Origin of the sequence: Xenorhabdus indica, from assembly GCF_014467235.1 — a bacterium.
Classification (GTDB): Bacteria; Pseudomonadota; Gammaproteobacteria; order Enterobacterales; family Enterobacteriaceae; genus Xenorhabdus; species Xenorhabdus indica.
The window spans coordinates 302,292-325,190 of sequence record NZ_NKHP01000002.1 but is presented as its reverse complement, the minus strand read 5'-3'; the positions used below and the strand labels follow the sequence as shown (position 1 = coordinate 325,190).

The window sequence follows — 22,899 nt, the reverse complement described above, 5'->3', positions numbered from 1 at the left end:
AACCGCAGACTTTTTCCAAGATAGCTTGCTAAAATTAGCGCTATTACAGCGTAAAAATCCCAATCAAGGCAACCACAGTCAGAATCGCGGCTGCACCATAAAACACCCATTGACTGGCGGGAATATGAATTTTCAGATCGTGCATACCGTGATGAATACGGTGCAAACCACACCATAGTGGCAGGCTGATCATCAGTAGCAAAAAGATACGGCCAATAAAACTCTGGCAAAACATCAGAATGCGTTCATAAGAAAGCGCTTCCGGTGCCAGTCCCAGTGGCAGCAAAATACCCAGTAGCAGGATAATTGCAGGCCCAACAATGGCACTCCACATACCACCTGCCCCAAACAGGCCCCAGAAAATCGGTTCATTGGAACGTTTTGGTTCTTGATTCATCAGATCCTCCTTGGGGTTAGAGCAGTGCGACACCGAGAATCACGGCACTAGCAATGATAGTCGTTGCCCACAGTAGTTTGATAATCGGTCCTGGTAGCATTTTTTCACTTTTGACAATGATATTGAGCGCCTTAGGAGCCAGCTCAAACCACGTTTTGGTATGCAATAATGAAGCCAGCAAGGTGATAACATTAATCAGTAATATCAGCGGATTTTGCAAAAAGGAGACAAACCCCGCCCAATTTTCGGGGCCGCCTTTCAAAGCAAACAGGCCATAAAGCACTAAGAGACTGAACCAAACAGTGGGAATAGCTGTCCCTTCACGCAGCATATAGAATCGATAGAATCCCAATTTATGCCACCAATTAGGCTCCATGCCTCGTACATAAGGTTTACGTTTTGTCGCCATTACTCTTTTCTCCCTTATTATGGTTTCAGCATAGAGATAATGAAATCTTTAGCACTTTCTGCTTTGCTTTGTTGAATTGCCCCCGCTGGATCAACATGCTTTGGACAAACTTCAGAACAATAACCAACGAACGTACAAGACCAGACGCCATTATCACTGTTGATCTGTGGCATACGCTCTTTTTGGCCGTGATCTCGATTATCAAGATTATAGCGGTGCGCCAGTGTGACTGCGGCAGGGCCAATAAACTCAGGATTCAGGCCAAACTGCGGGCAAGCTGCGTAGCACAGGCCACAGTTGATACAACCGGAGAATTGATGATACTTTGCCATCTGTGCCGGAGTTTGTACATTCGGGCCATCAGAGGGTTTGCGCCCATTGCCGATGATATAAGGTTTGATCGCTTCCAGACTCTCAATAAAGTGCGTCATATCCACAACTAAATCCCGTTCAATCGGGAAATTCCCTAATGCTTCAACTTTCAGACCTTGCGGATAATCACGCAGGAAAGTCTTACAGACCAGTTTTGGTACGCGGTTCACCATCATGCCGCAGGAACCACAGATTGCCATACGGCAAGACCAGCGGTAAGACAGGTCAGGAGCCAGATTATCCTTAATATAACCTAAGGCATCCAACAGAGAAGTCTGCTCATCGTAGGGCACTTCGTAAGTAGCAAAATATGGCTTGTTATCGATTTCCGGGTTATAGCGCATGACTTCCATTTTCATTTTTTTCATCTCAGTCATTCGCTTGCTCCTTCTGTTTTTTCTCTTGTGCTGCTGCTTCACCGCCATAGACCCGTTTTGCTGGTTGGGATTGAGTGATCTTCACATCACTGTATTCCAAATGTGGGGCACCTTCCGGGTTATAGAAAGCCAGTGTATGTTTCAGGAAGTTCTCATCATCACGTTCTGTGCAGCCTGTATCAAGGCGTTGGTGAGCACCGCGGGACTCTTTACGGTTCATGGCCGAGTGAGCCATACATTCAGCGACCTCCAGACCAAATCCCAGTTCAATGGTATAGAGCAGATCAGTATTGAATACACTGGTGCGGTCACTGATTTGGATGTGTTTAAAACGTTCTTTCAGTTCAGCAATATTATCAATTGTCTTCTGCATTAATTCAGGAGTACGATAGATACCGCACCCTTCTTCCATTGAAGTCCCCAGTTCATCGCGAATTTTCGCCCAACTTTCGTTCCCTTTCTGATTCAGCAGTGTATTGAGTTTAGCTCCAATATCGCGAGCTTGCGCATCCAGTGCTTTTTCATTAGCTGATGTGGCTTCCTGAGCACGTTTGACAGCCTCTTCACCCGCCAGGCGGCCAAAGACCACCAGTTCTGCCAGTGAGTTAGAGCCGAGACGGTTTGCACCATGCAACCCGACAGAAGAGCACTCCCCAATGGCAAACAGTCCTTTGATGCGGGTTTCACATTGTTGATTGGTTTCGATTCCGCCCATTGTGTAGTGCGCCGTCGGTCTTACCGGGATAGGTTCTTTGACAGGATCTACACCAACATAGGCTTTGGCTAATTCACAGATAAATGGCAAACGTTCGAGTAATTTTTTCTCGCCCAGATGACGCAGATCCAGATGCACAACATCACCACGTGGTGTTGCAATGGTTCGGCCTGCTCGCCATTCATGCCAGAATGCCTGCGAAACTTTGTCGCGTGGCCCTAGTTCCATATATTTATTTTCGGGATAGCCGAGTGGAGTTTCTGGCCCCAAACCGTAATCCTGTAGATAACGATAGCCATCTTTGTTAACCAGGATCCCACCCTCACCCCGGCAGCCTTCGGTCATTAGGATCCCTGATCTCGGTAAACCGGTTGGGTGATACTGTACAAATTCCATATCGCGCAATGGAATACCGTGGCGGAAAGCCATACCCATACCATCGCCTGTCACAATGCCACCATTGGTGTTATAGCGATATACACGTCCGGCACCACCAGTAGCCATAATGACCGCATTTGCGCGAATTTGAACTTTGCTTCCTTCCATCATATTCAAGGCGACTAAACCACGCGCTTGACCTTCATCAACCAAAATATCGAGGACGAAATGCTCATCAAAACGCTGGATTTGAGGATATTTGAGCGAGGTTTGAAAGAGTGTATGTAGCATGTGAAAGCCGGTTTTATCGGCAGCAAACCATGTGCGTTCAATTTTCATGCCGCCAAAACGACGAACATTAATAGAACCATCTTCCTTACGGCTCCATGGGCAGCCCCATTGTTCCAACTGAATCATTTCTGTTGGACAATGCTTGACAAAATACTCAACCACATCCTGTTCACATAGCCAATCGCCACCAGACACCGTGTCATTGAAATGAAAATCATAGGAGTCATGGGCTTGAGTGACTGCGGCTGATCCACCTTCCGCGGCGACGGTGTGGCTGCGCATAGGATACACTTTGGAAATCAGGGCAATTTTAAGTTGGGGATGAGTTTCAGCCGCAGCGATAGCTGCCCGTAGACCTGCGCCACCGGCTCCGATAATTGCTAGATCAGCATTGAAGGTTTGCACTGGACTTCTCCATTGTTTAAGTGTGGGTTCAAACTAAATAAATCAAAAATCAGTTAAAAGAACCGTTGTGTTATTACTCATCTGTTTCTCTATTTTTGCTATGCTGAAGTAATATTTATTTTTATTTATCAATGCATTATTCGTAATGATGTTATGAATGATTTTCTATACTTTAACGAGGAAAGTTCACTATCTATTATTTTTTGTATGGTTTAATTATAGCGAATCGTGTCGGGGGTAAATTTGATATGAATGCGTATTTTGTGTGATTTTCCCTGCAAAACGTGATCTGACACAGATTTTCTACTTATTGGCATGATGTATGCAATGATGAAAAATAAATTTATCAAATTTTTTGATAAAATTAAGATATAAACACATACTGTAATTAATGACGATTTTATTTTTTAAAAATTATTAGTCAGAATATTAACTGAATAAAAAATACTTATTAAATAAGTCATTTAATAATAAGGTCTATCCGAACTATATTTTTAGGAAAAGCTTTATACATGATTTTTTTTAATGGAATATGGAGTTAAATATAAATATTTCTTAATTTTTGTAATGTTAATTGCGTGTTTTTTCCATTGATCAGTGATTTCAAATGTTTTCTTTGACATATCAAAAATCATCATCTAACTTTTATATATAACTTTTGATTAGAGTTTATTTTCTTTGGGGCACATTTAATAAGTTTTTAATTTTATGTTTATCCGAAGTTTAGAAGGGTAAAAAGGGAATGTAATATATTCTACTGAATAGGGGTGAGAAAATTATTGCATAATCATAAATCAATGTTTTTATCTCTATTCTATATAGGGTCTTAGCGCCAATAAAAATAGGGTGATTTCATTCTAATTAATTGGTGGTTATATTCTGATGATATTGTGATTTTCAATTCAGAATTAAATCTCTACGAATTTTGTTTGTATTTTTTATATAAATAATTATCTAAAGGAATAATCATATGAATATCAAAGATAAACCAGCATCAGCCAATACATTAACAAATACATTAACAGATGGTGAGGTAGAGTACGAAGTAAAAATTTTTAGGCTGCAGACTTATGGACGGGAAGATAGAAGTAGTAATGTTAGGATCACAATTTATCATCCCGAGTATGATTTCCTTTTTTATGAGCTTGCATCTCCTCATCAGGAGATAGGTGGGGTTGCCATATTCATGGGGTTATTGACGGCTATGCTCAACAGATCTTCAGTAAAAATAAAAGCTTCCAGATATCATGGTACACCACATGTTGGTTATATTTCAGAAGCTACATTTACCTGGGAGTAAAAATAAGTCTGACTAATTTACTTTTAAGAAATTTATTAATAACTAAAAATTAGTTAAAGGGTAATCACATGAGCAGCAATAATAAATCAGTATCAAATGAGAAACTAAACAACAATGACTCAACTGTTTTGAGCAATGTAAAAATTAAAGCACTAAAGGCTAATGTTTTATTTAGTAATATTGAAGTCTGTTTTTCGGATTCTGAAGGACATTATTTTGAAAAACATTATTTAGCATATCCTGAACACGATATAGGAGGAGTAGGATTATATTTCGTATTACTGTTAGCTTTAAATACTCCATTTCTTGTATCATTAAAACTTACCAATCATATTTCCCCAGAAGGGTTTCGTTACATTTCAGGTGTTATGGCTGATTTGATGATTGCTCCATCTGATTCAGACCCTCCTTGGGGATAAGATACATTTTTCTACTTTCTACTTCTACTTTCTTTAAATCCAAATAGAATATTCTAGCACTTGGACATGGATGTCCATATTATTCAATGGAATTAAATAGCTTTTCATAATAGTGAGCCACTAAGGCTAGTGAGAGCTTGGCTCCTTGCGCCGCGAAGAGTCAAGCGGTGTCTTATCATTTTGGAAAGCTATTTAAAATAAAAGTTTAAAATTTATGTTTTATTATCTTCCATGCAGAGATAAGAGAAATTTTGGCTATTTGTATTGCCGAGAATAATTGCTCACTAATTCCATATTGAAAATTTGTCTGGCAAGCAGGATGCGGGTAAACTGCGCGTTTTGTTTTATCTTGGAGTCATTGGAACATGAACGAAGTCGCGGATTGGCAGCCAACTACCCCTATCGCCAACCTATTGAAAAGGGCAGAGATTCTGGCAGAAATACGGCGCTTTTTCGCAGATCGCGGGGTGTTGGAGGTTGAAACACCTGCCATGAGTCAAGCGACCGTCACTGACGTCCATCTTGTTCCTTTCCAGACACGATTTGTCGGGCCTGGCGCAGCGGGTGGCTTGCCTCTGTACCTGATGACCAGCCCTGAATATCACATGAAACGTTTGTTGGCAGCAGGCAGCGGTTCTATTTATCAGATGGGAAAAAGTTTCCGTAATGAAGAAGCGGGGCGTCATCATAATCCTGAATTTACCATGCTGGAATGGTATCGTCCGCATTACGATATGTATCGTTTGATGAATGAAGTAGATGATCTATTGCAGCAAATTCTGGATTGTGAAAGTGCTGAATCTCTTTCTTACCAGCAGGCATTTATTCGTTATTTGGATGTTGATCCTCTGACTGCAAGCAAGGAAAAACTGCGTGAAGTAGCGGCAAAACTTGATCTCAGCAATGTCGCTGATTGTGAAGAAGATCGGGATATCTTGTTGCAATTGCTTTTTACCATGGGAGTTGAAACGCACATTGGGATTGAGAAGCCAACATTTATCTATCATTTCCCTGCATCCCAGGCGGCACTGGCAGAAATCAGTAAAGAAGATCACCGTGTTGCCCAGCGCTTTGAAGTTTATTTCAAAGGTATGGAATTAGCGAATGGTTTCCGTGAACTGACAGATGGCAAAGAGCAGCGCTTGCGTTTCGAACAGGATAACCGGAAACGTGAAGCAATGGGGTTACCTGTACAACCGATTGATGAGTACCTGCTTGAAGCATTGGCTCATGGTATGCCGGAATGTGCCGGAGTTGCATTGGGCGTTGATCGCCTGATTATGCTGGCACTAGGTGCAGAGAGGATTAGCGAGGTGATCGCATTTCCAGTGGGGATCTCTTAACCTGGGTTTTTTGAGTATAAAGGGGGCATTAAAGTTGTCCCCCTTTTTCATTGTGATATTGATTACTGATGTTCGTGATGTTTTTCCAAGAATTTCACGGCTAAATCAGGGAAGTCTGTGAATGCACCATCAACATTCGCTTTATCAAAAACGATATCAAACAATTGATTTCCGCTGGTGGCATATTTTGGCAGTTGATCAATACGGATAGTGTATGGATGTACCACCAGATGGCTGGCGTGAGCTTCTTTCACCATGCCAGTCAACTTAATGTTGTTTGGTGTAGAATCACTGGCGATCAGCATATGGTAATCAGGGCCAATACCGTCAGCATATTTTGCCACTTCTTTCATTGCGCCTGGTTTAAACATCCAGTCATAACTGTAGTTTTGCCACGTGCCATCAGTTTTTTGCTCGTAGGTTTCATTCCAGTCAGTGTAAGCAATAAGCTGAACAAGTTTCAGATCCATTCCCAATTTTGGTTCCAGCTCATTTTTGATGCGTTTCAGTTCATTGGCATCAAAGCATTGCAGATAGACTTTATCGCTCTTTTTGGTATAGCCATATTGTTTTAGGACTTCTAATACCTTAGTCGTAATATCTTTTCCTTCCTGACGATGGAACCATGGAGCTTTGATCTCAGGATAAATACCGATATTCTTTCCGGTAGATTTGTTCAGACCTTGAATAAATTCCAGTTCTTCCTGAAAAGTGTGGATACGAAAATCCGATTTTCCCATTGGAAAACGGCCAGGATAGCTTTGTACTTTTTTGCCATCCTTGATATCAAAACCTTCAGTGAATTTCAGAGATTTAATTTCTGGCAAAGTAAAGTCGATGGCATAATAACGCCCATCAGTACGGGCACGGTTTGGAAAACGTTCTGCGACATCCGTTACGCGATCAAGATAATGGTCGTGCAGTACAATAAGTTGATCATCTTTAGTCATAACCAAATCTTGCTCAAGGTAATCTGCTCCTTGCGCATAGGCCATTGCTTTGGCGGGTAATGTATGTTCAGGTAAATAACCGCTGGCACCACGGTGGGCGATAACAATTTTATCTGTTGCGGCATGTGCAATACCTGACATTGATGATGCTAACAGAATACCAGCCATAATAGCCTTAATAGGGGTCTGCATAGGAACTCTCCATTTATTCTAATAGAATATTTTGAATAAAATAATGTTACTTACCACTGTACTGGTTTTTCATCAAAGGCCAGAGAAATAGGGAACATTCAGGCCAATTTTTTATATAAAATAAAGACATAACACAATCCTAAATATTGATTTTATCAGTGGTATGTCACAATTTTATGACATAAAAATTTTTTCGCCAGGCTCTGTTTATATCTAACCCTGTTCTGTCTGTTATTAAAGGAACAGAAACATAAGATGGAATTGGTTTTTTTGTATTTAGGTGATAATCAAATAGTCACTTTAAATGATGTAAACAGACACTGATAAAGTAAGAAATATTTAATATTCGTTAATGTAAGGAAAAATGTGGGATCTTTATGATTCACTTACTCTGAACTTATTCAATCCCGAATATATCAAAAATGGCAGCAGATAGAATAACGGTAATTTCCTCTATTAGACAATGTTTAGGTTGAAGGTGTTAGGGCGTTTATCTCAGAAAATGAAAGATTCAGTATTGCTAATGAAATCGCAGTACAACTTTATTGTACTGCGAATGATAGGGTTATTAATTAACGTCTTTTAGTTAATTATTAGCCTTGACGAGCCATTTCTTGCTTATGTTTGTTTTCACTTATCATAACAAACAACAATAGAATAACGGACAGGATGCTACCACCGACCATGATCATAAAGCCGCCATCCCAGCCTGCGAAGTCAACGGTGTAACCGACAATGGCGCTGGCTGCTACCGAGCCACCCAAATAGCCAAACAGGCCGGTAAAGCCAGCCGCAGTACCTGCTGCTTTTTTTGGTGCTAGTTCAAGAGCATGCAGTCCTATCAGCATAACAGGGCCGTAAATCAGGAAGCCAATCACCAGCATACAGATCATATCAACAGTCGGATTACCTGCCGGGTTTGTCCAGAAGACGATAGTGGCGATGGTAACAAGTGTCATAAAGAAGACACCAGTAGCACCACGATTGCCCTTGAACACTTTGTCAGACATCCAGCCGCACAGCAGCGTACCAGGTATACCTGCGTACTCATACAGGAAGTAAGCCCAGGACGATTTGTCCAGTGCGAAGTGCTTAACTTCTTTCAGGTAAGTTGGTGACCAGTCGAGGATACCGTAACGCAGCAAGTAAACGAATACGTTGGCAACTGCAATCATCCACAGCAGTTTGTTAGGCAGAACGTACTGCATGAAAATTTCTTTTGCCGTCAGTTCTCTTTCATCTTTTTCTGTGTAATCAGTCGGATAGTCGTTTTTATACTCTTCGACTGGCGGTAGACCACAGGATTGTGGAGTATCACGCATCAGAGCTAAGACGATCAAGGCAACCAGGATAGCTGCAAATGCAGGCATATAGAGAGCTGCTTTCCAGTCATTGAACCATGCCATACCTAGGAGGAATAGCAATGGAGGCAAACCACCGCCAACGTTATGAGCACAGTTCCAGATAGAAACAATCCTGCCACGCTCTTTTTGTGACCACCAGTGAACCATAGTACGACCACAAGGAGGCCATCCCATACCCTGGAACCAACCGCACAGGAACAGCAGAGCAAACATGATAGCGATGCTTGAGGTTGCCCACGGTACAAATCCCATAAATAACATGACGGCCGCTGCAAGTATCAAACCCGCTGGCAGAAAGACGCGTGGGTTGGAACGGTCAGACACGGAACCCATAATGAACTTCGAGAAACCGTATGCGATTGAAATACCCGATAGAGCGAAACCGAGATCACCTCTGGAAAAGCCCTGTTCTACCAAGTACGGCATTGCCAGAGCAAAATTTTTCCTCACCAAATAATAAGCAGCATACCCAAAGAAAATCCCCATAAAAATTTGCCAGCGCAAGCGACGATAGAATGGATCTATTTCTTGCGCAGGTAGCCGGGTTTTGTGGGGTGCCGGCTTGAAAATACTTAACATGTTTGTCTCCACATGACTATTTAGTATAAATAGTATGAACTAGTATGAGCGAATCACCACAGCTTACTAGTGATAAGCAGTAAACGAAAATTCGAATTGATTTTTTCTATACCGAAGGAAATGATAGCTAAAACAGGGTCATACATCTATGAGGTATCGATAACATATAGATATAATTTCGTAAGGTTCGCAATTTTGAGCGATTTATGGATTTTTTGAAATATATTTTATTTTTATTATCGTGACTTACGTCACAATTAAAGATGTTTGTTTGTTATTTTTGAGCGCTTTTAGTTCGTTTGTGTTCTTTCGCACATAAAGGACTATTATTATTGAGGGAATTAAGATGTCGCTTTAATCATATGGGGATTATCTGCAAAAATATAAAAATTTTTAAACATATAGGAATGAATTAACAGTAATATTTTCTGTTTGTATTATTTCAATCGTTCACTATTTCTGTATTATGTTTCTTTTTTTAGCTATGGGAGTTATTTTTATTTACATGCTTGGCGTTTTTTATAACACAGTTACAAATAAAATGTTTGAATTCCTGTTTGGAAATAATAGATATTACCACAAATAGTTATTCATATTCATGAGATGGGTTTTCATGAAGACATGAATAGTTATTTATAAATAAAATACAATAATATCAATACGATGAAGTGGTGTATAAGGCGTAATACACTCTATTCGTTAATAAGAATCCTATCCATTTATGGGTTGATTGTTTAATTAATAAAAAATTGCAAAAAATATTAATTAATTAGTTATTAAATTTTTATGATACTTTTTGAAGTTTATTTTTTAAATTCAGTTAAAGTCAACATAAGGTATTTGTAGGATCTTGATGTGGACAATAGCTGGAATTTATTGACTAACAGCATAAATATCTCCATTCGTCATAAAAAATGATGAAATAAAATGGAGAATAGAATGAGAACATCATTATGAATACTTACACACACAAGGCAATATTACACACAGCATTTACTGGGCAAAAATCCTCATTCTCCAATAATCCTGATATTAATATCAATAATATCAGTTACATGGAAAATAAACTCCAACCATGGTTTGATAATGTACCATCTCGATTAGCAAAATTGGCAAAAACCATGCCGAATGACACAGCTGTCTCGGATCAACATGGAACGCTGGCATTTGGTGAATTACAGAAACGGGTCATGAATGCAGCAAATGTTTTACGTTGCCATGGTGTCACAATGGGAAGTAATGTTGCTATTGCAGCCGAGAGAGGTATTCCATGGTTTATCACTATGTTGGCGGCCTGGCAGCTTGGAGCAGTATACATTCCTCTCAATACCATGATGCCGGAAAAGCGCTTGAACGATATTCTCGCCAGTTTGCCGGAAAGTATTTTGGTATCTGATGATACAGTATCCATGGGACTGAAAGCATCAACACATATTCCTTTGGAACTGCTTTCAAATACTGTCGGGAAAGTAACAGAACGTATTGATCTGCCTGAGCTAGGTGATCATCCGGCCTACGTGATGTTTACATCCGGCTCTACCGGGCTGCCAAAAGCTGTACAGGTACAGCATGACAATCTGGCAGCCTGTTTGTGTGCATTTGGGAAATTGCTGTCGGTCAATCAAAACGATCGTATGCTTGCACTGACAACTTTCTCTTTTGACATTTCAGTGCTGGAGTTATTGTTGACTGTTGTTCATGGTGGCAGCATCTACATTACATCAATCGATACCCAACGTGATGCGATGGCGTTGTCTCAGACACTGTCAGATCCTCAATTTACACTTGCTCAAGCAACACCAGTCACTTGGTCAATGGCTTTGAATGCGGGCTGGGAGCCTCGCTCAGATATGAGTATGCTCTGTGGTGGAGAGGCCCTGTCACAAGATCTGGCAGATCAACTGACTGCTTCTGGTGGAACTTTATGGAATGTTTATGGCCCGACGGAAACTACAATCTGGTCGACAGCATTCTGTATGAGAAAAGGGGATAAGGTGCAATTAGGTGGGCCAATCCCCGGCACCAGTATCACAATTGTGGATAAGTATTTATGTCCTGTACCTAAAGGAACTGTAGGAGAAATCCTGATTGGTGGGTTGGGTGTGACAGCCGGATACCGCAATAATCCCACTGAAACCGCTAAACGATATGTTCCTGATGTAAAACAAAAAGGTAGAAGGGCGTATCTGACCGGTGATATGGCACGTATGCTTGAAGACGGTTCTCTTATTTATATGGGAAGACAGGATGATCAGGTAAAAGTACGTGGTTATCGCATCGAATTAGGTGAAATAGAAATCGCATTGAGAAAACAAAGCGGTGTTCAGGATGCCATCATCCGTGTGGCAGGAAGTGGTGATCTTGCCAGAATACAGGCATTCGTCTTGTTTGATCCTAATATGGTTGTACCGGATGAGTGGGTTCGGGAGACTCAGTTAGCATTAAGGGAACGCTTACATGAAGCCTGGATACCTACTGAATATTATCGTATCCCCTATATCCCTTTGACGAGCAGCGGCAAGCGGGATAGAAAGCGTTTGGAAGAAGTGGCAGAACGTCTGAATGCCAGCTATGACATTGTGCAGCCTCAGACAGAAACTGAAAAACGGGTTTATGCTATCTGGCGTGAGCTGTTGGCGGTTGACGCCTTTGGCATTACGGATGATTTCTTCCAGATTGGCGGGCATTCCATCTTGGTTGCCCGCATGGTAGAGCATATTGAAAAAGCATTCTCACTAAGAGTTCCCATTTCTGGTATCTATGTTGAACCCACTATTGCCAGAATTGCGGCTATTCTGGATGAAATGATCGAGGTATATAAAAGTCATCCTGCTCAACTTGCAGAAAATTATCACAGTGAAGCACTTATCCAGCAACATGCAGAAACACTGAGAAAAGATGTTTATCTGAAAGAAAGCGTGCGCCCGGATGGGTTACCTCATGCAAACTGGTATAAACCTGATACCGTATTGCTGACGGGAGCTACCGGATATCTTGGCTTGCATCTATTGGAACAATTGCTGAAACAGACTTCGGCTCAAATTATCTGTCTGTGCCGTGCTGCTGATGAAAAACATGCACGTGACAGGATCAAAGCTGGCTTTGTAAATTACCAGATTGATGTGGGTAATGAGCTTGATCGCGTAGATTTTGTAATAGGAGATTTAGGGCAGCCTCGTTTCGGTCTGTTGCCGGAAACCTGGGAGAAACTTGCGCAAGATGTTGACGTGATTTATCACAATGGTGCGTTGGTTAACTTCATTTATCCTTATAGTGCACTGAAAAGTATTAACGTTGATGGCACCAGAACCGCACTGGAATTTGCCTGTACTTCACGCCTGAAACACTTCCACTATGTTTCTTCCGTGAATGCCTTGTTTGCGACTGAATCACCTCGTCCATTTATGGAAGATGATCGTGCTATGAGTGAAACAGTACGTGATCCTTCCGGTTACTCCGGTAGCAAGTGGGTATCAGAAGGGATCATTAACATTGCCCGTAATCGGGGCGTGCCAGTGAGTATTTATCGTCCCGGTTTGATCCTTGGGCATACCCGTACTGGTGCTGCACAGGGGAATGATTATCTTGTCGCATCCCTGAAAGGTTATCTGGCAATGGGATTCTACCCTGACCATGCGTTGCTGCTTGACATTATACCGGTTGATTATGTTGCTGAGTCATTGGTGCATATCTCTAAGCAGCCTGAATCTGCCGGGAAATTCTTCAACTTGTTTAACCCTGTACAAGTCTCTATCCGGCAGTTCTTCGATTGGGTGCAGGAATTTGGTTATATTCTCAACCCAGTGCCCTTCAATGAAGGGAAAGAGAAAATTCTTGCTTTGGATGACTCGCATCCGCTGTATCCATTGATCCCATTGATTCGGGATATGGCAGAGAAACCTTATCGTGCATTGGACCCTGCTTATGTTCATGAAATCCAGCCAGAGTTGGAGTTGAAACAGACAATGGCAGCATTGGAAGGAACAAATATTCAGTGTCCGGTAATTACATCTGAATATGTCCACCAGGTATTGCGTTATTTGATAGGTACTGGATTCTTGCCACGGGTACTGTCAGAAAGCTACAAACAGGAGACTTTATCATGCAGCAACTAACAGGAAATGAAACTGAGGTTTGGATGGTTGTTATTAACATTAAAAAGCAGTACTCGATTTGGCCTGATGAATCTCTGATCCCAATTGGTTGGATGGCAACGGGTAAGAAAGGTTCTAAGGAAGAGTGTCTTAACCATATTGCGAGTATATGGCCTGAACCAACAAAACAAGTCGTTGATGTCCATTAAGAATGATGGATGAATGTGAATAGATAATATTATTTTATGGAGGGCATGGTCTTGAGAGGCCATGCCTATTTATTTTCCCATCATTTTTTTCTCTTTTATTCCTCTCGGTTATTAAAAAATGCTCAAGAAGTAGTGACAGTTCTCACGATATTAATTTTTTCCCTCTCTTACTATGCGTTTTAAGTTCGTTTTTGTTCCTTATCAAACAATTCTCGCAGATTTTGAATATATCTTGGTTATGCCAACCAACATAAAATCAGAGCGGGTTTCCCCGCTCTGAAACTGATGGCCGTTCTGAAACTGATAGCATAGTCTCGCATCATCAATACAACCAATCTTTACCCATGCGATCTGCTGCCAGAATTGCGGCATAGACTTGTTCCGGAGTTACGGTAAATGGCATATTGTGAATCGTTTCCCCTTCGGCACAACTTGTGATAGCAACCTGCATTATTTTTTTGTGTAGATTCTCATTCTCCCGTAGGCCAAGTTGCTCCAGTGTAACCGGGAGGCCGACTTGTACACAGAAGTCGAGTACTGTTTCTAACTCTTCACTTGGGCTATTTTCCAATATCAGTTGTGTCAACGTGCCGAATGCCACTTTTTCACCGTGATACAGATGGTGGCACTCTTCCAATGTGGTAAAACCATTGTGGATGGCATGGGCAGCGGCAAGCCCTGCACTCTCAAAACCAATTCCACTATGGTAGGTGTTGGCCTCAATAATATTTTCAACTGCGGGTGTCATAACGCCGGCCTCTACTGCCAGTTTCGCTTTATAACCTTCTGCCAGCAAAGTGTCGTAGCACAGTTTTGCCAAAGTCAGCCCAGTCAGAGAAGTTCCGCCACCAGCCATAGTCAGGTTGTGGGCTGTACTACTGGCACGTGCTTCAAAATAAGTTGAGAGAGCATCTCCCATACCTGATACAAATAGGCGGACAGGGGATTTGGCAATAATATTGGTGTCTACCAACACAATATCGGGGTTTTTGGGGTAGAGCAAATAACCATCAAATTTTCCCAATTCTGTATATAAGACGGAAAGTGCACTGGTGGGTGCATCTGTTGAGGCAAGAGTCGGAGAAAGAATAGTCGGCAACTTCGCGTCGTGTGCCACTGCTTTGGCAGTATCAAGCGTTTTTCCACCACCAATTCCAATCACAGCCTGGCACTGGTTATTTGATAAAATGGCTGACAGGCGTTGTATTTCACTACGGCTGCATTCACCGTTAAAAACTTCAAAGTGGCTGGTTACCTGGTCTTCTTTCAGGCTCTTACTGACGGTATCTCCAATGAGATTCATCACAAAATTATCAGCAATCACGAAAACATGGTCAGCAAGTATTTTAGTATATTGACCGATGTGGGATATCGCATCTGGTCCTTGGATATATTTGGATGGAGACTGGATCACTTTCAGCATAAGAAATATTCCTTCTTCACTGGAAACCCGATGTAGACTGTCACAACGTTGGTGTGTGGCAGGTTATCAGTGGCTTCGGATAAAAGTATTTGTTTGCCTGTCCGCCACCACTATACGACAAAATATACGGGTAGGTGATGTGCAATAGCAGAAAATGAGGGATCTATGAGGAAAAACTGAAAGGAAATTTGCGCCCTGATTAACTTAGGACGCAATGCTGTTCTAACGGGTTTTAGCCAGTGTTTTATCTACTGAATATGAGAAAAAGAACTTGAGAATAAGATTCAGCAAAATACCATAAGCGGGCAGGAAAAAGAGCATGCAAATAAACAACTTAAATGCGTAATCTACTAATGCAATTTCTACCCAATGTGTTGCCATAAACGCATCCGTACTGCGATAGAACGCAATAAAGAAAAATGCCAGTGTATCAAGCATATTACCGAAAAACATGGCAGCAGCCGGTGCTATCCACCACCGTTGTTTTTGACGCAGTCGGTTGAAAACCCCAACATCCAATATCTGACCAAGAACATAAGCCATAAAACTTGCTGCTGCGATGCGGGCAACAAACAGGTTAAACGTTCCTAAAGCTAAAAATCCCTGCCATGTCCCCTGAAAAAATAGTGCGGAGATAAGGTAGGAGATCAGCAAGGCCGGAAGCATGACAGTCATAATAATTCGGCGTGCCAATGGGGCACCATAAATACGCACTGTTAAATCTGTTGCCAGAAAGATAAAAGGAAATGTAAATGCTCCCCAAGTGGTATGAAAACCGAAAATAGAGACAGGCAACTGTACCAGATAATTACTGGAAGTGATGATCAGAATATGAAAAAGAGAAAGCCAGATTAACACAGATACTTTCTGCTGCGTGGCTATTTGCTGCGTAGCTAATTGGAACATATTATACCTTTTTACTGAATGGGGTGAGGGAACCCAGAAACCAATTTTCCCTAAATAATCAGGGGGGACAGATCATACTCTGGCTGAACAACAAAAGCAAAATGCAGCGATTGGCAATATTATGTAATATAATCCGTCGCTATAGATTGTTTGAATTCACAGAGATTGTTATGTCCGATTTTTTTGCTAACCCTGATAAAACGCTTGATACACAGGGGTTGCGTTGCCCGGAGCCGGTAATGATGGTACGTAAGACTGTCCGTCATATGGATGCAGGGCAGACGTTATTAATCATTGCTGATGATCCGGCGACTACTCGCGATATTCCTGGTTTCTGCCGTTTTATGGAACATACGCTGATTGCTCAGGAGACGACGGAAACGCCATATAGATATCTAATCCAAAAAAATGAAAATATTATATGATGATACTGGTAGAAAAATAAACCCGTGCTAAGCTTATTAGTATGGGACTTGGGAATGAATGTTTATCACCTCACTAAGTGCCATATTTCCTTTTGTCTTAATAGCAATCTTGAGTAACTGTAGTGTTATTTTGAAAAGGTGCTTTCTTTGCACCTTTTCAATTTGTTTTCTTCACTATTTTTTATGAGTTGTTAACTATCTTATAAAGTACAACCTTTTAAATAATAATATGGAATAAATTTTAAAAAATCATAAAAGATATCAGTGAAGTCAATTTCCCATATCTTTAGCAATACTTGAAAGATATAATAATCGGTTGAAATAACGTTAATAACTCTCCTTCCCAGTTGATCGATGCCTGATTGATCTTTCAAACACTATCAGAATTTTTAATTTATATCCCCACTCATATTATGAGCAGGGGGTTCTTTCTCTAAATTATGTTTCACTACTATTTTAGTATCGGACTTAAATGGGATTGAATTCATCTTTGGGATTTAATTCGCAGCAACCGAATAGCATTTGCTGTCACTAATGCTGTAGCACCTGAATCTGCTAATACGGCCATCCATAACCCAGTGATCCCGAATAGGCTGGTGACCAAGAATATCGCCTTCAAACCTAATGCAATAGTGATATTTTGACGGATATTGTAGTGTGTTGCCCGCGACAGAGTAATAATTTCTGTCAAACCCGTTAACCGATTGTGTGTCAATGCAGCATCGGCTGTTTCCAGAGCAACGTCAGTACCACTGCCCATCGCTACCCCAATACTGGATGCCTTCATAGCAGGAGCATCGTTGATGCCATCACCGACCATCATTGTGTTGTGCTTTTCATTGAGTCGCATTACCGCTCTGACTTTGTCTTCTGGCAGTAGTCCTGCACGATAATCAATACCTAATTGACCCGCAATCGCCGCTGCCGCACGAGGGTTATCACCGGTCAGCATCACAGCATTGACACCTTGTTGCTTCAGAGACTGAATAGCTTCAATAGCATCCTGACGTAAGGTATCCTGCATAGCAATCAGGCCAATAAATTGCTCATCTTTTACCACGGCAACTGTTGTTTTTCCACTCTCTTCCAGTTCAATCACTCGCTGTTTCCATTTTAGGGATAACGTATTTTCAGGGAGTCGTTCTGGTGCCGAGACCAATATTTTTTGCCCTGATAATTGTCCTGCAACCCCGATACCTGCCAGTGCCTTACGGTTTTCTGCTTCAATAACAGTGATACCTTTACTTTCTGCCTCGTTAAGAATGGCTTTGGCTAATGGGTGATGGGAACCACTTTCTACGGCACTTGCCATGGCCAGTAATGTTTCTACTCTCATATCTTCTACAGGTTCAATATCTGTGACCTGAGGTTTCCCTTCAGTCAGCGTGCCTGTCTTATCCAGTGCAATAGTGGTGACTCTACCGAGTTGCTCTAACGCAGCACCGCCTTTGATGAGCGCTCCACGTCGGGTTGCAGCTGCGAGTGCAGAAGTAATGGCTGCGGGGGTTGAGATAACCAGTGCACAGGGGCAACCAATCAACAACAGAGTCAGACCGCGATAAATCCAGGTATCCCATGGCTCAGCAAGAAATAGAGGAGGTATTATCATGACCAGTGCCGCGAGCAAAATAATCAACGGCATATAAATACGGCTGAATTTATCAATGAAACGTTCAATCGGTGCCCGGCGTTCTTCTGCCTCCTCAATCAATTGCAGAATACGGTCAATGGCATTGTGTCCGGGTTCAGACATGACTTTCATTTGCACCGCGCTATCAACGGAAAGAGACCCCGCTGCGACTTTTTCTCCTTGCTTGCGTTCAACAGGAATAGACTCACCTGTCAGAGCACTCTCATCGAAACTGGCGAACGAGTTAAGGAGCTCAGCATCAGTGGGTAAACGGGCACCAGGAGAAATTTCGATGATATCGCCTGGACGTAACTCGGCGGCAGGAACAGTTTTCTTTCCGCCATTTGTTACGAGTAATGCTTGCTCAGGCACTAATTCCATCAATGCACTGACACCACGGCGGGCACGACCTGCGGCATAGGATTCTAGAATTTCTCCTAGCTTGAACAGCAAGATTACCATTGCAGCTTCTGAAGTAGCATCGATGAACAGCGCACCAATAGCCGCCACGCTCATTAGTGATTCAATAGCAAAGGGAGTTCCGGAGCGAAACAATTTGATGGCTTTGGTTGCAATAGGATATAACCCAATCAACACCGTTGTAATGAAAGCAATCTGCCCGGCGGGTGCGCTGATTTTCGCAATGCCTGCGCTGATAATCATTAATACAGCAAGAGTGAGGATCGGGGAGAATGTTTTCCAGAAGCTCGTCGCTGGTGGAAGTTTAGAAATTGAGTCAGTTTCTTTGATTTCGAAACCGGTTTGTTTGACCGCCTGAACAACGGCAGCACGAATATCGGAATCAGCATCTACGACCAGCTTTTCTGTTGTGAATAGCACCTTGACCTGTTTGGCTTCAGGAATTTTTTTCACGGCATTTTCAATTTTTCCTGCGCAGCTTGGGCAGTCCATGCCATGAATAACCCAGTTGAAGCGCTGGCGGGCAGTGAGCTCAGGAGGTGTTGTATCTTGTGTGACATGAGCGTGATCGAATGAGCAAGAACCACTATTATGATGTGTATGTTTTTTGTCGTGAGCATGGTTTTTTTCATGCTCATCAGGTCGTTTATGCTTTTTATCATTAGAATGTGAACGTTTACTTACATTTTTAATGTTGGCAGAACCTTGAAGGACTCTCTTTGGGGTGGGGATAGAGCCACTTTGTAATTGTTTATGTTTTTTTAAAATAGAGAACATAATGGCCTCTCAATGATGTTGATTCAGGTTGATTACCATTAACTCTACACTTTGGAGTTGACTCCAGAGTCAAACCCCAAAAGAGAAATTTCTTTGATGAATTGTGCTATTTGACATTGAGAGCATTTCGCTCACCTTTGGTGAGCGAAAATAGCGAAATAAATAATATCTCAGTACAGAATTAAATAATTAGTGAACGAATAATCAAAAAATGCCCGATAAAACGACAGGTTGCCACGATTGCTTTTGATAATTTAAAAGGGAAACGATATTGGTCAATAATACTAATACTATGTGCAAAGAGAAGTAAAATGGCTCCGGTCACGGCGGAAAAACGGCTTGCGTTGCCGAGTGCAAAATATTGTTCTCCTGCAACCCAAACCATGATGAGCACCATTATCCAGGTATCCAATACCCGCCAACGTAAAGTATCGAGACGTCTCCAGACAATAAGCATGACCACGATACCGACAACCAGCAAGATCAATGGCAATGGGAAGAAGAAACTGAATTCCATATGTAAGGCAAAGCTGATTGTATAAAGCAAATAACTCAAGAACAGCGCGACAAATGAGAATAGTAAATACTTACTGGGGAGCATTCGGAGTGAGTCAGAAAGTAAAGAAACAATAAGACCGGCAATAATGAAATAGCCTGTTGCTTCGAGATTTGGTGCCTGAAATGCCCAAAATAGTAGAAGTAACATCGTAACAGGGTAAAATACCCATTGTTGCCATCTGACGCCCCGATAGGCCGCATCAATGTATAACCAGCCAGAAAAAAACACCGCAAGAAATGGCCAACTCATATTTTTCCTTTCCTTAAATGTTCAATGCCTGTTTTATCAGGCATTGCTGTTTATGATGGGGTGAAGAGAGAGTACCAATTTTAATTCGATATTAACGATACAACCTGAAATCTATAGGGCATAAAATATAATTTGTTATTTTTTCTTCAGACGCATTTTTTTCTGCCAGGCCAATAATTCAAATACGCCAAAAAAGAAGATCTTAGTTTGTAAAAGGCCGGAAAGTTTTTGGTCTTTAGGCTGGGAATGTTTTAACAATAGCAGTTGGAAAGCATGCATGACCACCGTAAAAACCATAGCGATATCCATAAAGTATTTCAATGGCTTAGGGAAAGGGTGAATCAGATTGAGGATCATGATACCCCAAACACAAACCATAATTGCTCTTCCTAATTGAATAAACATTATTGACTCCAGAATCGTATTTAAGTAGGTCAAGCCGAAAATTACTAACGGCGGATATATAATCGGTATGCAACCTGCCCGGCAATTTTTTCCCGGTGTAAGTGCCAGTTTGTAGGAACTTCTGTCGCGGCAGATTCAGATTCTGCTTCGACATAAACCCAACTCACCTTAGCCAGCCATCCGTTAGTTTCCAGTAACTTGATGGTTTCCGTCAGCATTCCTTTGCGGAAGGGAGGATCAAGAAATACGACATCAAAAGGCGTGCCAGATTGATTGAGATATTGCAGAGTATTGCCTTGCACAACATTGCCGTTTTCTGCTTTCAATAAAGCTAAATTGTTCGACAGTTGTTTTGCCACGTTGCGATCGTACTCAATCAAAGTAGCGTTGTTTGCATAGCGCGATAAAGCTTCAAATCCAAGGGCTCCACTGCCGGAAAAACAGTCCAGACAGCGAGCGCCTTGAATGACCGGCATTAACCAGTTAAATAATGTCTCGCGAACACGATCTGTTGTCGGACGTAACCCTTCACTATCTGGAACTGGTAATTTTCTTCCGCGCCATTTCCCGCCAATAATGCGGATTTGTCCCAAAGGTGTGCGCTGTGATTTTTTAGTCATAGTTTACATAACTTAAATATTTGTTATCGCCGTGATGTAACTTCCCGTCTATTGGGTATAGGCGGCAGATACAAAAAGCGAAAATCAAGAAGCCCATTGATTAATTTACCACGAAATCCTCAATAGAATATGTGTTGTGGTCTGATGAAAATGTTAGACTGGATTTTATCATCATTAGAACCTATCTCAGTAGGCGTAATTGTTAAAATATAAAGCGTCTATTGGGCTGGGTTCTTGGCTTATCCCTATATGAGTTCATGATCTGACAAAAGGTAAAGCAATCAGCTTAATGGGATAGGTTGTTACAACGCCATAATTAACCGCGAGGAGTGTAGTGGCCGATGGCAAAAGAGAAAAAAAGAGGTTTCTTCTCTTGGTTCGGACTTGGTCGTCAGGAAAAGAAACAACAAGAAGAACAAATTGAAAAAGAAAAGCGAGTAGAGGAAGAGACGGAACAGCAGCGTCTGGCAGAAGAAGCGGCCCGTCAGGCAGCGAAAGAAGCAGAGCAACAGCGTTTGGCAGAAGAAGCGGCCCGTCAGGCAGCGGAAGAAGCAGAACAGCAGCGTCTGGCAGAAGAAGCGGCCCATCAGGCAGCGGAAGAAGCAGAGCAACAGCGTCTGGCAGAAGAAGCGGCCTATCAGGCAGCGGAAGAAGCAGAACAACAGCGTCTGGCAGAAGAAGCGGCCCGTCAGGCAGCGGAAGAAGCGGAGCAGCAACGTCTGGCTGAAGAACAGGTTTCTCTACCTAAAGAGCAGGAACGCCCGACCAAAGAAGGTTTCTTTGCCCGTCTGAAAAAAAGTTTGGTAAAAACCCGCCAGAATTTAGGAGCCGGATTTTTCGGATTATTCCGTGGCAAAAAAATTGATGATGAACTGTTCGAAGAGTTAGAAGAACAGTTATTGATTGCAGATATTGGTGTTGAAACAACTCGTAAGATTATCAACAGCTTAACCTCTCATGCCAGCCGTAAGGAATTGAAAGATGCGGAAGCGTTATACACAAAACTGAAAGAAGAAATGTCCGGTATTCTGGCAAAAGTTGATAAGCCGCTGGAAATTGAAAGCAAATCGCCTTATGTCATTCTGATGGTTGGTGTGAATGGCGTTGGTAAAACGACGACAATTGGTAAATTGGCGCGCCAATATCAATCTCAGGGGAAATCCGTCATGCTGGCTGCGGGGGATACTTTCCGTGCTGCGGCGGTAGAACAATTGCAGGTTTGGGGAGAACGCAACAAGATCCCGGTGGTTGCGCAACATACTGGTGCGGATCCAGCGTCTGTTATCTTTGATGCTATTCAATCAGCTAAGGCCAAAGGTGTTGATGTTCTGATTGCAGATACCGCAGGACGCCTACAGAACAAATCTCACCTGATGGAAGAACTGAAAAAAATCGTGCGAGTAATGAAAAAGCTGGACGAAGAAGCGCCACATGAAATTATGCTGACTTTGGATGCCAGCACAGGCCAAAATGCAGTCAGCCAAGCTAAACTATTCCATGAGGCGGTTGGATTGACCGGTATTTCACTAACCAAATTGGATGGTACAGCGAAAGGTGGTGTTATTTTCGCTATTGCTGACCAATTTGAAATTCCGATCCGTTATATCGGTGTTGGAGAAGGCATTGAAGATCTCCGTCCATTTAAGGCTGACGATTTTATAGAGGCTCTTTTTAGCCGAGAGGATTAACTA

The 22,899-nt window shown here is 41.9% G+C and carries 19 protein-coding genes; 7 read left to right on the top strand and 12 right to left on the bottom strand.

Annotated features, from left to right (window positions below):
• Positions 1-43: 43 nt before the first annotated feature.
• Genes frdD through frdA form a run of 4 tightly spaced genes read right to left on the bottom strand, consistent with a single transcriptional unit; the run spans position 44 to position 3,344 of the window.
• On the bottom strand, positions 44-400 hold the full coding sequence (gene frdD / locus Xind_RS03065) for a fumarate reductase subunit FrdD (protein ID WP_187649464.1): 357 nt from the start codon (positions 398-400) through the stop codon (positions 44-46).
• A gap of 13 nt (positions 401-413) precedes the next feature.
• Entirely contained in the window at positions 414-806 is a 393-nt protein-coding gene (frdC, locus tag Xind_RS03060; protein ID WP_187649443.1) for a fumarate reductase subunit FrdC, read from the bottom strand.
• Positions 807-823: 17 nt separating this feature from the next.
• The gene (locus tag Xind_RS03055; protein ID WP_187649442.1) at positions 824-1,555 is read right to left on the bottom strand and encodes a succinate dehydrogenase/fumarate reductase iron-sulfur subunit; all 732 of its coding nucleotides are present in this window, start codon (positions 1,553-1,555) and stop codon (positions 824-826) included.
• Positions 1,548-3,344: a fumarate reductase (quinol) flavoprotein subunit gene (gene frdA, locus Xind_RS03050; RefSeq protein ID WP_187649441.1), complete on the bottom strand. Its 1,797-nt coding sequence runs from the start codon at positions 3,342-3,344 to the stop codon at positions 1,548-1,550. The genes Xind_RS03055 and frdA overlap by 8 nt, the downstream gene beginning before the upstream one ends.
• A 970-nt stretch (positions 3,345-4,314) precedes the next feature.
• On the opposite strand from frdA, the gene Xind_RS03045 reads away from it, so the two are divergent.
• The 3 genes from Xind_RS03045 (at position 4,315) to epmA (ending at position 6,406) form a co-directional block, all read left to right on the top strand.
• On the top strand, positions 4,315-4,644 hold the full coding sequence (locus Xind_RS03045) for a hypothetical protein (RefSeq protein WP_047679191.1): 330 nt from the start codon (positions 4,315-4,317) through the stop codon (positions 4,642-4,644).
• Between the two features lie 68 nt (positions 4,645-4,712).
• Entirely contained in the window at positions 4,713-5,063 is a 351-nt protein-coding gene (locus Xind_RS03040; RefSeq protein WP_047679193.1) for a hypothetical protein, read from the top strand.
• A gap of 365 nt (positions 5,064-5,428) precedes the next feature.
• The gene (epmA, locus tag Xind_RS03035; RefSeq protein WP_187649440.1) at positions 5,429-6,406 is read left to right on the top strand and encodes an elongation factor P--(R)-beta-lysine ligase; all 978 of its coding nucleotides are present in this window, start codon (positions 5,429-5,431) and stop codon (positions 6,404-6,406) included.
• Between the two features lie 62 nt (positions 6,407-6,468).
• Here epmA and glpQ read toward each other — a convergent pair whose 3' ends face one another.
• Together glpQ and glpT are read right to left on the bottom strand one after the other, a co-directional pair.
• Positions 6,469-7,548, bottom strand: a complete 1,080-nt coding sequence (glpQ, locus tag Xind_RS03030) for a glycerophosphodiester phosphodiesterase (protein WP_047679196.1) — start codon at positions 7,546-7,548, stop codon at positions 6,469-6,471.
• A gap of 593 nt (positions 7,549-8,141) precedes the next feature.
• Positions 8,142-9,491: a glycerol-3-phosphate transporter gene (glpT, locus tag Xind_RS03025; protein ID WP_047679198.1), complete on the bottom strand. Its 1,350-nt coding sequence runs from the start codon at positions 9,489-9,491 to the stop codon at positions 8,142-8,144.
• A gap of 953 nt (positions 9,492-10,444) precedes the next feature.
• Between glpT and Xind_RS03020 the strand changes: the two genes are divergently transcribed.
• Positions 10,445-13,606 carry a thioester reductase domain-containing protein gene (locus Xind_RS03020; protein ID WP_187649439.1) on the top strand — a complete coding sequence of 1,054 codons (3,162 nt, stop codon included), beginning with the start codon at positions 10,445-10,447 and terminating at the stop codon, positions 13,604-13,606.
• Positions 13,594-13,794 (top strand): MbtH family NRPS accessory protein, encoded by a 201-nt coding sequence (locus tag Xind_RS03015; RefSeq protein ID WP_047679202.1) that lies wholly within the window; start codon positions 13,594-13,596, stop codon positions 13,792-13,794. The genes Xind_RS03020 and Xind_RS03015 overlap by 13 nt, the downstream gene beginning before the upstream one ends.
• Before the next feature lie 322 nt (positions 13,795-14,116).
• On the opposite strand, the gene Xind_RS03010 is transcribed toward Xind_RS03015, so the two are convergent.
• Together Xind_RS03010 and Xind_RS03005 are read right to left on the bottom strand one after the other, a co-directional pair.
• Positions 14,117-15,217 (bottom strand): glycerol dehydrogenase, encoded by a 1,101-nt coding sequence (locus tag Xind_RS03010; protein ID WP_187649438.1) that lies wholly within the window; start codon positions 15,215-15,217, stop codon positions 14,117-14,119.
• Between the two features lie 222 nt (positions 15,218-15,439).
• On the bottom strand, positions 15,440-16,123 hold the full coding sequence (locus tag Xind_RS03005) for a 7-cyano-7-deazaguanine/7-aminomethyl-7-deazaguanine transporter (RefSeq protein ID WP_047679205.1): 684 nt from the start codon (positions 16,121-16,123) through the stop codon (positions 15,440-15,442).
• 170 nt (positions 16,124-16,293) lie between these two features.
• Here Xind_RS03005 and tusA point away from each other — a divergent pair, with 170 nt between their 5' ends.
• Positions 16,294-16,548, top strand: coding sequence for a sulfurtransferase TusA (tusA, locus tag Xind_RS03000; protein ID WP_047679482.1), 255 nt, complete (start codon positions 16,294-16,296; stop codon positions 16,546-16,548).
• A gap of 484 nt (positions 16,549-17,032) precedes the next feature.
• Here the strand turns inward: tusA and Xind_RS02995 are convergent, their stop codons facing one another.
• The 4 genes from Xind_RS02995 to rsmD all read right to left on the bottom strand — a co-directional run bounded on the left by Xind_RS02995 (position 17,033) and on the right by rsmD (position 21,208).
• The gene (locus Xind_RS02995; RefSeq protein WP_187649437.1) at positions 17,033-19,375 is read right to left on the bottom strand and encodes a zinc/cadmium/mercury/lead-transporting ATPase; all 2,343 of its coding nucleotides are present in this window, start codon (positions 19,373-19,375) and stop codon (positions 17,033-17,035) included.
• 181 nt (positions 19,376-19,556) lie between these two features.
• Positions 19,557-20,183 (bottom strand): lysoplasmalogenase, encoded by a 627-nt coding sequence (locus Xind_RS02990; RefSeq protein WP_047679209.1) that lies wholly within the window; start codon positions 20,181-20,183, stop codon positions 19,557-19,559.
• A gap of 135 nt (positions 20,184-20,318) precedes the next feature.
• Positions 20,319-20,588, bottom strand: coding sequence for a DUF1145 family protein (locus Xind_RS02985; protein WP_047679210.1), 270 nt, complete (start codon positions 20,586-20,588; stop codon positions 20,319-20,321).
• 44 nt (positions 20,589-20,632) lie between these two features.
• Positions 20,633-21,208 carry a 16S rRNA (guanine(966)-N(2))-methyltransferase gene (gene rsmD, locus Xind_RS02980; RefSeq protein ID WP_187649436.1) on the bottom strand — a complete coding sequence of 192 codons (576 nt, stop codon included), beginning with the start codon at positions 21,206-21,208 and terminating at the stop codon, positions 20,633-20,635.
• 341 nt (positions 21,209-21,549) lie between these two features.
• On the opposite strand from rsmD, the gene ftsY reads away from it, so the two are divergent.
• Positions 21,550-22,896 (top strand): signal recognition particle-docking protein FtsY, encoded by a 1,347-nt coding sequence (ftsY, locus tag Xind_RS02975; RefSeq protein ID WP_187649435.1) that lies wholly within the window; start codon positions 21,550-21,552, stop codon positions 22,894-22,896.
• Positions 22,897-22,899: the final 3 nt, after the last annotated feature.